This is a genomic window from Labrenzia sp. 011 (assembly GCF_003075075.1).
Classification (GTDB): domain Bacteria; phylum Pseudomonadota; class Alphaproteobacteria; order Rhizobiales; family Stappiaceae; genus Roseibium.
In genome coordinates this window covers 353159-365343 of the sequence record NZ_QCYM01000002.1, presented here as the reverse complement: position 1 = coordinate 365343, position 12185 = coordinate 353159, and the positions used below count along the sequence as shown (strand labels likewise).

The following is a 12185-nucleotide window of genomic DNA, read 5'->3' as shown; positions in this document are numbered from 1 at the left end:
GTCTTACAGGTCCTGGCAGGTTCCATGCCGGGCGTGCGCGCGTCGAGGCGTCGGGCAACCGGCATTGTGCATTGTGCGGTTTTCCTAGACGAAACAGGGGCTGAGAGCAAGGCGGTCAAGCGCGTGCGGCCGGGCGCCCTGTTGCTGCCGGTGCCGATTGCATTCGGCGCTGGTTCCCGATGGCAGCAAAAGCGGTCGTCGTGCCTTGTTTGCGGCACAGTTGACCGTGAAAAGGCTGCGCGGTGTGAAGAATTTCCGCTTCCGTCTTTTCTTGAATTTAATCTCTGGCGGGCTATGGTCCGCGCGAATTGCGGTCCTGATGGACCGGCCCGGCATCACGCCGCCGGGAGAGGCCGGCGGAACGAAGGTGGAACAAGGGTTGACGATGGACGGAGCGGTGCGCATGGCGGAGACGGATGCCGGAGAAGACGGAATGCCGACCGGTCCGGGAACGGCGACAAGGGCCGCCGAACTCAGCGTGATCCTGCCGAGCTTCAATGAAGCCGCCAATATCCCGATCCTCGTCCAGCTGCTCGACACTGCTCTTGCCGGCATCGCATGGGAGGCGATCGTCGTCGACGACAATTCTCCGGACGGCACCACCGAGGTGGCGCGCGCCATCGCCCTGAATGACCCCCGGGTCCGGGTGATCCGGCGCATCGGCCGCCGGGGACTTTCCGGTGCCTGCGTGGAAGGCATCCTGGCCTCTTCGGCGCCCTATGTCGCGGTGATGGACGCGGACCTGCAGCATGACGAAACCATGCTGCCGAAGATGCTGGCCGAACTGAAGGCCGGGGACACCGATCTGGTGGTCGCCAGCCGCAAGGTCGAGGGCGGCACCTCCGGCGAAGGCCTTTCCTCGGTTCGCGCCTGGGGGTCCGATGTGGCCAACGGTCTGGCGCAGAAGCTGCTCAACGTCACCTTGAAGGACCCGATGAGCGGTTTCTTCATGATCCGCCGGGAAAAGGCGGAGGCCCTTGCGCCGAAACTGTCACCACAGGGCTTCAAGATCCTGCTGGATCTGGTTTCCAGCGCCGGCGGTACGCTCAGGATCAAGGAACTGCCGTTCACTTTCCGCGAACGCCAGCATGGCGAAAGCAAGCTGGACAGCCTGGTCACCCTGGATTATTTCGGCCTGCTGCTGGCCAAATATTTCGGCGATGTCGTCTCCGTCCGTTTTCTGATGTTCGGCCTTGTCGGCGCTAGCGGCCTGATCGTGCATCTCGTGGCCCTGCGCATATTTCTGCTTTCGGGCATGGAATTCAATATCGGCCAGACAGTGGCCTCCTTTGTCGCCATGACCTCGAACTTCTTCCTCAACAACCAGCTCACCTATCGTGATCGGCGCCTGCGCGGGATGCGGGTGCTGATCGGCCTTCTTACCTTCTATGCCGTCTGCTCGGTCGGGGTTCTGGCGAATGTCGGCGTCGCCAATCTGGTCTATGCGGACCCGGCCTACTGGTGGTTCGCCGGCTCCGCCGGTGCCATCATGGGAGCGGTATGGAACTATGCGGCCAGCTCCGCCCTGACCTGGCGCAAGACGTAGAAGAAGCATCATGAGGACTGTGACAAAGATACAAGACCTGCCGCCGCTGCTGCGGCCGGGCGGACTGATCCTGATCGTCGGTCTGCTGACCGCCCTGAAGCTTTATGCGGCCGGCCATGCCCATTTTGTCGAGGATGAAGCCTATTACCGGATCTGGGGGCTTTATCCGGCGGTGAGCTATTACGATCATCCGCCGATGATCGGCTGGTGGATTGCGGCCGGACAGGCCGTTTTCGGCGATACGCTGTTTGCGGTCCGGGCGCTGGTGATCGCCTCGGGTGTGATCGGTTCCCTGGCCCTGTGGCGCACCGCCTCGATCCTGTTCGATGCGCGGGTGGCCGGCTGGGCGGTCCTCTTCCTCAACGCCAGTCTTCTGGTCGGCATCGGCGGCATTCTGGCGACACCGGATGCGCCGTCCGTCTTCTTCTGGGGGCTGAGCCTCTGGGCACTTGCCGAACTTTCCGTTTCCAGAAACGCCAACTGGTGGCTGGTGGTCGGTCTCATGGCGGGCTGCGGCCTGCTGGCCAAATATTCCGTCCTGTTCCTCGGCGCGGGGATCGTGCTGTGGCTGTTCTGGGTGCCGGAAGCGCGGCGCTGGTGGCGCGCCTGGCAGCTCTGGGCCGGCGGCCTGATCGCGCTTGTGTGCTTTTCACCGGTTCTCTACTGGAACCATGCCCATGAATGGGCGAGCTTTTACAAGCAGTTCGGCCGGGCGGGCGGCGGCGGCTACACGGCGAAATACATCTTCGAGTTCCTGGGCGCGTTGATCGGCCTGCTCAATCCGTTGATCGCCCTTCCGGCGATATTCGCGGCGCCATCGCTGTTCGCATCCCTGCGCAGAAGGGAGAACGCCGCCTCCCTTCTCCTGCTCACCGTGCTGCCCTTCCTTGTCTACCTGCTTTACCACGCGCTGCACGCCCGCGTTCAGGCCAACTGGCCCGCCCCCCTCTTTCCGGCGTTCGCGATGATGGCCGCCGTCTTCGTGGCCGGACGTGCGCCGGGCAGCCGTGTGTGGCGCGGCATCGCCACCGGCGGCGTGGTCCTGGGCCTGATGGTGGCCTTTGTGGTGCAGGTCCATGCGGTTCATCCGCTTACCGGCCAGTTCGCCCGCAAGGACCCGACCTTCCAGCTGCGCGGCTGGCCGGAAATCGGCGCCCGGATCAGGGACCTTGCGGCAGGGGAAGAGGCCGCTTTTGTCGTCACGACCAGCTACGGACTGAACGGTCAGCTCGATTTTCTCCTGAGCGATGCGGTGCCCGTGGTGCAGATCACCGAGCGCATCCGCTATCTGATGCAGCCGGACCCGGAAGAGACCCTGTTCGACAGGCCGGGGCTTTATGTGACCGAGAAGCGTCGCGACAAGGCGGGGCAGGTGGAGAAATCATTCCGCACCGTCGAGAAGATCGCCGAGCTGGAACGGACCGTCAAAGGTGTCCGTCTGGAAGACCTTGTGGTTTACAGGGTCGAGGGCCGGACAGGGCCGGTTTTTGAGCCGATCCGCTACAGATAAGCTGGCGAAGACGTGGCGTCTTCCTGAGAAGAGACTTGCAATGCCCGAATGAATGCCGCAGGGAAGGTATCGTATTTTCGGATCTCTCGGACTCGCCTGCGGAATTTCATGAAGCGAATTACACTTGGAGCCCTGGACTACGGCCTTGCTTTCGGGGTGGATCGCGCCGTGCGCGAGCTGGTCGAGATGGGGCGCCTGAGTGCCGTCGGAGCGATTGTCGCCGGCGAGCTCTGGCCGCGGGAATTCCGGCCGCTTCAGGAAACGGCGGACAAGGTCGGCAAGAGAGTGCTGTTCGGCGTGACGCTGGCCTTCAGCGGCGACAGGGTGTTTCCCGTCAGCGCCCGCATGCAGGAGGCCTACGGCGAGCGCATGTTCTCCCGCGCAAAGCTTCAGAGGCGCGCGCTTCTGCGGCTTTTGCCGGACGAGGTCCTCTTCGAGGAAGCCCATGCCCAACTGGTGCGCTACAGCATCCTGATGGCCCGCCCGCCCGACTTCGTCGCCGTGCGCGAGGGGCTGCTGGCCAGAAGCTCGCTGGCGCGCATCGTCTTCAGGGCCATCGATCACGCGGATTTCGAAGTGCCGCCGCTGGTGGTGTCTCCGGTGCGCTCCGGCCTCAAGGCCATGCGTCTGGCCCGTCTGGCCAGGGCGCATAGTCTCCAGATGCTGCCAAAGGCGGATCCCCTGCCGGAAACCGCCGATCGGGAAGAATTGCATCGGCTGTTGCACAATCATTTCGACGGCATGAGCGACGGCAGTTTTGTCGCCGCGATTCCCGGACGCTCCGATGACCGGCTCAGACGGGACGAACCGCGCAGGAAAATCGCCATACGCGAATGCCAGTACGAGGTCCTGTCCAGCGAGCGCTTCTTTCACACGCTCGACAAGAAGGACGTCTTTTTGCATTGAGGCCTGGCGGCAGCCTGGGGCAAGGTCCGGGATTTATCGGGTAGAAACGAAAAAACGGCTCTGCGGGGAACAGAGCCGTTTTTCGTGGAGGTCTGAAAGGGGGAGGGGCAACCCCGCTTCCATGACTAACTATATAGGCATATTTTGCTTGATTGCACGTGATGGACATCACAGGATTGCGCTACGTGCATTTGACGACGGATCTGGATCATTCGGCCCCGGCCGGTCTGCTGTTGGCCGGCGCCGCGGGGCTCCTGCCGCATATGGTTCCCGCAGGCAGGAAAACGAGGTCAGGTGACTGGTATCGGTCGTCATTGTGGTAATCTCCGAAGGTTCGGAACGGCAGCGCTCGCTGGCAGGGGGAATGCGTGACGGAAATCAAGGATTTTTTGAAAAACAGCTTTTCGCTGGAAGGACTTGATCCGGAACTGGCGGTGGGCCTGTCGCGTCTCGCCAGAGCGATGAAAATGCCCGCGGGCACGATCCTGTTCGAAAATGGCGACCCGGGAAACGGCTGTTACGCGGTGCTCGAAGGCTCGCTGAAGGTCTCCCTGCTGTCCGTTGACGGCGACGAGCAGCTTCTGGCCGTCCTCGGTCCGGGCGATCTGGTCGGCGAACTGGCGCTGCTCGACGGGCGCCCGCGCTCGGCCACGGTCATTGCCTTGAAAGAGGCCCATGTCGCCTTCATCGACAAGGCGGCCTTCCAGAGGTTCTCCGACGAGAACCCGGCGGTCTACCGTCACATGCTGTCGATCGTCGGCAAGCGGCTGCGCCACGCCAACGACGTCCTTGCAGCGCGCTCCTTCCTGCCTTTGCCGGGCCGTGTCGCCCAAGCGCTGCTGCAGCTTTCCGAAACCTTCGGCAAGCCTCTCGACAACGGCCGGGTGCTGATCCACTATAAGCTCTCTCAGGCCGATATCGCCAATATGGCCGGGGCGGCACGTGAAAATGTCAGCCGCGTGCTGAACGACTGGAAACGCTCCGGCACGATCAGCCGGATTTCAGGCTATTACTGCCTGGAGCAGGTGGACTTTCTGCAGCAGGCGTCAACGCTTTAGGAGTTGATGTGCAAGGAGTAATCCCTTCCGTCTTCAAGACCGCGCCGTGGCGTTGCTGCCGGAAATCTGTATGCAAACTGGGAATACTCCTTTCTCTGATACTCCTGCCTGGTCTGTTCTCACCTGTGCTTGCCCAGCCGGCCGCCTGTAACGAAAATGAAGATGCGCAGACATACCAGGCAATTTTGGATTCCGACGGGACAGTTGGAGAGACGAAAAAGAAGCTTGGCAATCTGCAACCGTTCGGCCAGGCGGTCGCCAACTACATTGACTTTCTTTCCGAGCTTGATAGCGCCTTGGGCGAGGAAGAAGAGCCAAGCGAATTCCTTCGGGATTTCAGGCCTGAGGGTGTCGTAAATCTGAACAGGCTTGAACTCGCTCTTATATTGGCGAAAAGAAAAGCTCCCGCAGACGTGCAACTTTTTCTGAGTCGTTACGTAACGCTTCGCAACCTTCGAAGGCTGTTTTGCACTGCGGACGATCCTGATATCCAATTCCTTTCTTTAACCCTGACGTTCCAGGAATTGCAGCAATCGCGCTGGGAAACTCCGTCCAGTGAGCATGTACGTGCGGCAAGAGAGCTTGCGTGGGCTGGCGCGCTTTCGAAGGGACTTGAACCTTATGCGAGTCTGCTGACGGAGACAGCTCCGACTGTTCGCGAGGATGAGTTTGAATGGATGTATAACATTACCGGGAACGAAGCGTGCCGGGACCAGCAGCATTCCGATTGTCTGAAAGCGCTTGAAGACACGATTTCAGTGGAACAAAGCAAATCGACCGAAGCGCTTCTGGAAATCGGTCTTTGTGTCTTGAAACTGGTTAAGGATGGAAAGACCTTGTCGGTGAATATCTGCGAACTGCAGCTTTCGCGATAGTCTCAGCTTTACTGTCCCACTTCCGGCATTGACGCCAACTGCGTCCCCTCCAGAATAGTTTCCAGCGTCTGCGTATTGAGACTGTCGACAAACGCCTCGGCGGCCCGCGCCATGGCGCCCTTCAGCGCGCAGCGGGGCAGGAAGGCGCAGGTTGCCGGCTCCGGCCTCAGGCAGGCCACCACACCCAGATCCGGTTCCATCAGGCGGACGACTTCGCCGATCCTGATCTCGGACGGATCCCTGGCAAGCCTTATGCCGCCGCCACGACCACGGGTGGTCTCCAGGTAGCCGCCCCTGGCCAGATTGGCGACGATCTTCATGACATGCGATTGGGCCAGCCCCAGCCGTTCGGTCAACCCGCCGACCGTTTGCGGGTCATCGGACTGGCAGGTCGCCATCAGGATTCTCAGGGCGAAGTCGCTGGCCTGACTGAGGCGCATGGCTGGATCCGTTAAATATTCATCTGATATATTGATTTTAGCGCCGCAATGTGGGATTTAAAAGATGCAAAATAGATGAATGTTTGGAGTCGGCCATGAAAACCCGAAATTCCGATCCTGAATCCGGCCGGTATGGGCACCTGACGGGGATGGCCGGTGGAGACCGGCTTCTGCGCTATGAAAGCGTGAGCGAAGACTCCATCCGGGTCATGGTGCAGACCTTCTACGGCTGTATCCGGGAACATCCCCGGCTGGGGGAAATCTTCTCGCGGCGGCTGGAAGGCAGGTGGGACGAACACCTGCTGAAAATGGAAAGTTTCTGGCAATCCGTTCTCCTGAAGAACGGCGCCTACAAGGGAAAACCCGTGCCGGCCCATCTGAAGCAGAAGGAGCTGCTGGGGTCCGACTACGGGCAGTGGCTGGGCGTGTTCCGTCCTGTCGTGCGGGAGCTTTTTGTACCGGATCTGGCCGACGAAATCATCGTACTGGCCGAACGCATCGCCCAGAGCCTCTGGCTGGCCACCTTCGGTCACGCCGGATCGGCACCGCCACCGGAACTGTCGGCAACGACCGCGCAATGCGGCGGGGCGGCGTGGTGACCCACGTGCTCTTCACCGAAGTTGACGGATCGGCGGCGCCATAGGCGATAATCGGGGTCACGCACCCGGACGACCGTTTCCGGGGCGGGCGGACCCATCGACCCGTGACGTGTCTCTCTCCCGCTGTGGATCATGGCCGTTCTGCGGCCAATGAGGTCCCGGGACGTCTTGTGATCTTGCGGTCTGACGTTAGTCTTCCCTGATTGATCGAATAAGAGGGATTTCAGACGTGAGCGATGACCAGCCGAGTGGCGAATTGACACTGCGCACCATGGCAATGCCATCCGACACCAACGCATCCGGGGATATCTTCGGAGGCTGGGTGCTGTCGCAGATGGACCTGGCCGGCGGCATCGCCTCCGGACAAAGAGCCCAGGGCCGGGTGGTGACCATCTCTGTCGACAAGATGAAATTCATCCGCCCCGTCCATGTCGGCGATGTTCTATGCGTCTACGCGGAAGTCATCCGTGTCGGAAATACCTCCATGGAAATCAAGCTGGAATGCTGGGCCTTGCGCCACCGCTACGGCCATCGGGAAAAGGTCACCCAGGCGGTTTTCACCATGGTTGCCGTCGACGACAGCGGCAAGCCGCGGCCTGTTCCCAAGCTGACCTGAGCGGGATCAGCGCTTGCGCCGGTTGACGATATCGGCAACGAGGTCCTCGTCCACCGTGCAGGTGCAACCGTTGGCCCACAGCCGCAGCAGGCACTTCAGGCGCTCGATCCGTTCTTGCGGCCCGAGCGGGGTCTTGTGACGGGGAAGCCCCCCGATGAGGCGCATGGACCGGAGGCGTGACAGGACACAATCTTCGGCGGCCCTTTCCCAGTCTTCGGAATCGGCGTGTTCGAGCGGTGGATGTCCGGTGACAAGATCCGCCGCACGTCCGGCAAAAGGCTGTTGAGACAAAAAATCCTCCTTCGGTTGCCCGAGGAGGACTGGCGCATGAAAGTAAACCGCTTCGTTGCCGGTCAGCCTCTCGTGAGGGTCAGTCCGGCCGCATCCCTGTTGCGGAACCACCTTGCCCGGTCTGGCAGGTTGGCGAGGGCGCCAGCCCTTCTCTTGATGAGGGTGCGCTTATGTCATGACTTCCCTTGCGTGACAAGAGGCTCTTGGCAAGTGCGGCAAGGCATGGCACTTCTTGCGAAGGGACATGCCGCAGCCGGATGGCCGGTCCGCAAGCCGCTGTGAGATGAAGGCAAGGATACGCGTGTCGGACAAGTCAGCCTCATATGCCAGCCACTCGCTCGTGCCGGTCCTGCTCGCCTTTTGCGCCTGCTTTGTCGATGTGGTCTGCATTATCGGCCTCTTCCACACCTTCACGGCCTTCATATCCGGCACGCTGGTGGTGCTCTGCGTGGAGGTATTCCATCAGAGCGAGAATGCGCTGCTCAAGGTCTTCGTGCTGGCGATGTTCCTTGCTGCCACCCTGTTCTGGTATGTCGTCGTCACACAGCTGGTCCGCCGGGAAAAGGTCGCCATCAGGCATCTGTTCGCACTCGAAGCCTGCATCGTGGCGGCGTTCATGCTGGTCGCCGGACTGGGCGATCCGTCCGGGGCCGGGCCGCTCGCACCGGTCACCCTGGTCGCTGTCGGTCTGTCCACAATCGCAATGTCGCTTCAGAATGTGATCATGCTGACCATTTTGAACCATCACGTGCCGACCACCATGATGACGGGAAATTCGCTGAAGCTCGTCCTGGGGCTGGCCGACTATTTCGCCCATCCGGAAAGCCGTACAGGCAGCCGGATGATTGTCATCTACCAGATGCTGGTCATTTCCGCCTTTGCGGTGGGCGGACTGCTGGCCAGTTTTCTGTTCAGCTATCTGGGCTTCTGGATCCTGGGCGTGCCGGTGGCAGTGCTTCTTCTGCTTGCAGTCCTGCCGGCCGCTTTCGAAGGCCTCGACTATGAACAGGCGATGAGAAACAACGATACCCCCGCTGCCACGGGATAGCAGCGACCGGGTTCGATTGCGGTCCATTGGCGGAAACTTGTGATCTCACGCCTGCTGACGGTCCCAGTCGATCTGTCCGTCGACCAGGTGGATCCGCCGCTCCATGCGGGCTGCGAGGTCCATGTCATGAGTGACCGCCACCACCGTGGTCTTCTGCGTCTCGACAATTTTCCGCAGGCTGTCGAAGACCTGTTCCGTTGCTGCGGAATCCAGGCTGCCTGTCGGCTCGTCCGCCAGTATGAGATCCGGTGAATTGGCCAGTGCCCGGGCAACGGCCACCCGTTGGCGCTGTCCGCCGGAAAGCTGCGCCGGCCGCCGGTGCAGGAAGTCCTCCAGCCCCAGATCCGCCAGCAGCGCCGTTGCTTGGGCCAGCTGATCGCTTGCGGACAGCTTGCCGAGCTTGCGCATGGGGATCATCACGTTTTCCAGCGTGGTGAATTCGGGCAGCAGGAAATGAAACTGGAAGACGAAGCCGAGTTTCTTCAGGCGAATATGGGCCATCTCCGCCGGGGAGAGGGCATCCGTCGGTTCCCCGCCGATAAGCACCTGGCCGGAGGTCGGCCGGTCGAGAAGTCCGAGCAGATAGAGAAGCGAGGACTTGCCGGACCCGGAAGGGCCGGTGATCGCCACGAATTCCGACTTGCCGATCCGGAAGCTGACATCCTTCACGAGGGTGACCGGCACCACCGCCGGCAGGATGCGCGTCAGCGCCCTGGCTTCCAGAAGCGGCGGCTCCGGGGGCGTGTCCGTGCGGGCGGGGGAAGTCATGTCGCGCCCCTGATGATGTCTACCGGGTTGAGCCGCGCCGCCTTGCGCGCCGGGATATAGCCGGCGATGGCGGAGGAGAAAAGCGCGAGCAGGCAGGCGATGAGGTAATGGGCCAGGGAGAAATAGATCGGCAGATGAGTCACTTCCACGTCCTGGGAGAACTCGAAGCGGATCGTCGCCAGATAGCTGGACAGGGCGAAGCCGAGCGCGGATCCGGCCAGGGCGCCCAGAATGCCGATGACAAGCCCTTCCAGGACGAAGATCTGCTGGATATCGGATTCGGGAAATCCGAGCGACTTGAGGATGGCGATGTCGCGGGCCTTTTCGTGAACGATGGTCGACACGATGTTGAAGATGCCGAAACCGGCCACGACCAGAATGGCGCCGACCACGGTGTACATGATGACGTTGCGCACGAAAAAGGCCTCCATCAGGCCTTCATTGGCTTCCTCCCACGAAACGGCCTTGTAGCCGAGCTGCCGTTCCGCCCGGGCGGCGACCTCGTTGGCCCGGCTGATGTCGTCAAGCCGTATGGCGATGCTGTTGATGATGTCCGGTTTTTCCAGAAGGATCTGCACCGCCTTGAGCGGCGCATAGGCCAGCCCTTCGTCGCTTGTCGTGATACCGGTATGAAACAGCCCAACGATCTTGAACCGCTTCGCCACACCGCTCGCCGACGTCAGGGTCACCGTATCGCCCACGTCTGCCCCCAGCCGTTCGGCGGCCTTGTCGCCGATGGCGATGCCGTTCGACGTGGTTGCCAGGTCCTCGAAGGACCCTGCGCGCATGTCTTCGCGGATCTTCGACACGCTGAGTTCGCGCTTCGGGTCGACGCCTGTCAGTGTCATGCCGATGTCCTGGCCGCTGTAGCGCAGCACCGCCTGTCCGCTCAGCCTCTGGGCCAGTTTGCCCTGCACCCAGTCCCGCAGCGCCGCCAGCGCCTCCGTCGGGTTGCGGATGCCGCGCAGATCCTCCTTCGGACGCAGCCCGTGGTAGGCCACGGCGTCGTAGACCGCGCTGGCCGGCTGCTCGGCGGGGGCGCGCTGCTCGTCGATGATTTCAACATGTGGTATGGCGTCGATCAGCGACGCCGTGAAATCGCGCTGCGAGCCCTCCATCAGGCCCGCCATGGCGACCGAAAACCCGACCCCCAGCGCCACACCGAGAACCGAGACCACCGTCTGCCGCATCCGGTTCCTGATATGGGTCGCCGCGATCCGCAACAGAAGCATCATCGCGCTCCTTCTGCCGCCGGCACCACCTTCTGCCCCCCGGTCAGCTCAGCATCGAAAGGGAAGACCACGCGGCTGTCCGGCGTCAGGCCCTCAAGCACCTCGATGGCCCGCGTTCCCCGGATGCCGGTCTTGACCTCGCGGGAGGCCACCCGGTTGTCCGCGTCCACCACCTGCACCCGTGAGCCGTTGAATGCGGCGGGCGGCAGCAGGAGGCTGCCGTCGTTCTCGGCCGTGACAATGTTGATTTCCGCGGTCATGCCGATGCGCAGGGGCGTGTCCTGCGGGAGATCCAGATAGACCCGGTAGTTCTTGAGGACCGGGTCGCCCTTGGGCGTGATCCGCCCGACCGTCGCGCTCAGTTCCCTGTCCGGAAAGGCATCGGCCAGGATCAGGGCCTGCTGGCCTTCCCGCACCTTGGGAATGTCTTCCTCGTTGACTTCGGCGACCAGTTGCAGCGGCCTCGGCTGGCCGATCCAGAACAGGATCTCTCCCGGTTCGGCCACTTCCCCGACCGACCCGTCCTGCCTGAGGACCATGCCGTCCATCGGCGCGACGATGCTGTAGTCCCGAAGCCGTTCCTTCTGGGCGGCGATGATGGCGTTGATGCGGATCAGCTCGCTCTGCGCCCGGTCATAGACCTGCTGGCTGGCCACCCGCCGCTCCAGAAGCTGCAGGGCCCGGTCGCGCTCGGAGCGGGCCAGGTCCTGCCGCGCTTCCAGTTCGGCAAGCGTCGCCCGCGCGTCGCCGCTGTCGAGCTCGGCCAGTCTGTCACCCTGCTTCACCTGCATCCCCTCGCAACCGCACAGGGAAACGATCCTCTCCCGGACGATGCTGGTGACCTTCGCCCATCGGACCGGCTCGACGACCGCCGTCGCATAGACGACCTCGGCGGCCCGGCCCCTGTAGGGCTGGACCACATTGACCATCGGCGGACGGATCGCCCACCAGTACCCGCCGCCAATGATTGCGGCGAGGGCACACAGCAGAAGCAGATAACGCAAAAATCGCATGATGCACCTGTTCAAGAACCGGCATCAGACTACCGGTTCCCCGCCACTATGCCATGCCCTGTGTCAAAACACGCGGGGAGGGGGCCGGAAGCGGTTGCGGGAGGCGCCGTTTGTCGCCGGCTGAACTCGAGCTGATCGTTCACGTGATGGGAGGCAGGGCAGAGCGCTCCCATGGTACAGTTGCCGGGCAGGGCCCGCTCCTGGCCCGGACAGGACATCGCATTGGTGATGTCGCGGGCACTTGCGGCAACCTCCCGGCCGGAAAACCTTTGCCCGTCAGCTG

Annotated in this window: 13 protein-coding genes and 1 riboswitch; of the genes, 8 read left to right on the top strand and 5 right to left on the bottom strand. The window is 62.2% G+C overall.

What is annotated here, in order from left to right:
* Window positions 1–433: 433 nt before the first annotated feature.
* From DCO57_RS04455 to DCO57_RS04435, 5 genes are all read left to right on the top strand, one after another.
* Window positions 434–1546 (top strand): glycosyltransferase family 2 protein, encoded by a 1113-nt coding sequence (locus DCO57_RS04455; RefSeq protein WP_116697752.1) that lies wholly within the window; start codon window positions 434–436, stop codon window positions 1544–1546.
* A gap of 10 nt (window positions 1547–1556) precedes the next feature.
* The gene (locus tag DCO57_RS04450; RefSeq protein WP_116697627.1) at window positions 1557–3056 is read left to right on the top strand and encodes a glycosyltransferase family 39 protein; all 1500 of its coding nucleotides are present in this window, start codon (window positions 1557–1559) and stop codon (window positions 3054–3056) included.
* A 108-nt stretch (window positions 3057–3164) separates the two neighbouring features.
* Window positions 3165–3962, top strand: coding sequence for a ChbG/HpnK family deacetylase (locus tag DCO57_RS04445; protein ID WP_116697626.1), 798 nt, complete (start codon window positions 3165–3167; stop codon window positions 3960–3962).
* Window positions 3963–4330: 368 nt separating this feature from the next.
* A complete protein-coding gene (locus DCO57_RS04440; protein ID WP_116697625.1) occupies window positions 4331–5020 on the top strand; it encodes a Crp/Fnr family transcriptional regulator in 690 nt (229 codons plus the stop codon).
* Between the two features lie 8 nt (window positions 5021–5028).
* Window positions 5029–5895: a hypothetical protein gene (locus tag DCO57_RS04435; protein ID WP_133192627.1), complete on the top strand. Its 867-nt coding sequence runs from the start codon at window positions 5029–5031 to the stop codon at window positions 5893–5895.
* A gap of 8 nt (window positions 5896–5903) precedes the next feature.
* Here the strand turns inward: DCO57_RS04435 and DCO57_RS04430 are convergent, their stop codons facing one another.
* Window positions 5904–6335, bottom strand: a complete 432-nt coding sequence (locus tag DCO57_RS04430) for an Rrf2 family transcriptional regulator (RefSeq protein ID WP_116697623.1) — start codon at window positions 6333–6335, stop codon at window positions 5904–5906.
* 95 nt (window positions 6336–6430) lie between these two features.
* Here DCO57_RS04430 and DCO57_RS04425 point away from each other — a divergent pair, with 95 nt between their 5' ends.
* A complete protein-coding gene (locus tag DCO57_RS04425; RefSeq protein WP_208977787.1) occupies window positions 6431–6934 on the top strand; it encodes a group III truncated hemoglobin in 504 nt (167 codons plus the stop codon).
* Between the two features lie 271 nt (window positions 6935–7205).
* Complete coding sequence (locus DCO57_RS04420) at window positions 7206–7550, top strand: acyl-CoA thioesterase (protein ID WP_116697622.1); 345 nt, start codon at window positions 7206–7208, stop codon at window positions 7548–7550.
* A 6-nt stretch (window positions 7551–7556) separates the two neighbouring features.
* On the opposite strand, the gene DCO57_RS04415 is transcribed toward DCO57_RS04420, so the two are convergent.
* Window positions 7557–7841, bottom strand: a complete 285-nt coding sequence (locus tag DCO57_RS04415; RefSeq protein WP_116697621.1) for a hypothetical protein — start codon at window positions 7839–7841, stop codon at window positions 7557–7559.
* A gap of 41 nt (window positions 7842–7882) precedes the next feature.
* A riboswitch (SAM-I-IV-variant riboswitch) is annotated at window positions 7883–8006 on the bottom strand.
* A gap of 136 nt (window positions 8007–8142) precedes the next feature.
* Between DCO57_RS04415 and DCO57_RS04410 the strand changes: the two genes are divergently transcribed.
* The gene (locus DCO57_RS04410; RefSeq protein WP_165814633.1) at window positions 8143–8889 is read left to right on the top strand and encodes a YoaK family protein; all 747 of its coding nucleotides are present in this window, start codon (window positions 8143–8145) and stop codon (window positions 8887–8889) included.
* A gap of 45 nt (window positions 8890–8934) precedes the next feature.
* On the opposite strand, the gene DCO57_RS04405 is transcribed toward DCO57_RS04410, so the two are convergent.
* From DCO57_RS04405 to DCO57_RS04395, 3 genes are read right to left on the bottom strand one after another with little or no spacing between them, the layout of a single operon-like run.
* Window positions 8935–9657 carry an ABC transporter ATP-binding protein gene (locus tag DCO57_RS04405; protein WP_116697619.1) on the bottom strand — a complete coding sequence of 241 codons (723 nt, stop codon included), beginning with the start codon at window positions 9655–9657 and terminating at the stop codon, window positions 8935–8937.
* Entirely contained in the window at window positions 9654–10892 is a 1239-nt protein-coding gene (locus DCO57_RS04400; protein WP_165814632.1) for an ABC transporter permease, read from the bottom strand. Before DCO57_RS04400 ends, DCO57_RS04405 begins: the two co-directional genes overlap by 4 nt.
* Window positions 10889–11902 carry an efflux RND transporter periplasmic adaptor subunit gene (locus DCO57_RS04395; RefSeq protein ID WP_116697618.1) on the bottom strand — a complete coding sequence of 338 codons (1014 nt, stop codon included), beginning with the start codon at window positions 11900–11902 and terminating at the stop codon, window positions 10889–10891. The genes DCO57_RS04400 and DCO57_RS04395 overlap by 4 nt, the downstream gene beginning before the upstream one ends.
* Window positions 11903–12185 lie beyond the last annotated feature (283 nt).

What these genes read in the sequence shown, in the direction of transcription:
- DCO57_RS04450 (WP_116697627.1), top strand. Translation starts at nt 1,557, where the DNA reads ATGAGGACTGTGACAAAGATACAAGACCTGCCGCCGCTGCTGCGGCCG.
- DCO57_RS04400 (WP_165814632.1), bottom strand. Translation starts at nt 10,892, where the DNA reads ATGATGCTTCTGTTGCGGATCGCGGCGACCCATATCAGGAACCGGATG.
- DCO57_RS04395 (WP_116697618.1), bottom strand. Translation starts at nt 11,902, where the DNA reads ATGCGATTTTTGCGTTATCTGCTTCTGCTGTGTGCCCTCGCCGCAATC.
- DCO57_RS04430 (WP_116697623.1), bottom strand. Translation starts at nt 6,335, where the DNA reads ATGCGCCTCAGTCAGGCCAGCGACTTCGCCCTGAGAATCCTGATGGCG.
- DCO57_RS04420 (WP_116697622.1), top strand. Translation starts at nt 7,206, where the DNA reads ATGGCAATGCCATCCGACACCAACGCATCCGGGGATATCTTCGGAGGC.
- DCO57_RS04405 (WP_116697619.1), bottom strand. Translation starts at nt 9,657, where the DNA reads ATGACTTCCCCCGCCCGCACGGACACGCCCCCGGAGCCGCCGCTTCTG.
- DCO57_RS04425 (WP_208977787.1), top strand. Translation starts at nt 6,431, where the DNA reads ATGAAAACCCGAAATTCCGATCCTGAATCCGGCCGGTATGGGCACCTG.
- DCO57_RS04455 (WP_116697752.1), top strand. Translation starts at nt 434, where the DNA reads ATGCCGACCGGTCCGGGAACGGCGACAAGGGCCGCCGAACTCAGCGTG.
- DCO57_RS04445 (WP_116697626.1), top strand. Translation starts at nt 3,165, where the DNA reads ATGAAGCGAATTACACTTGGAGCCCTGGACTACGGCCTTGCTTTCGGG.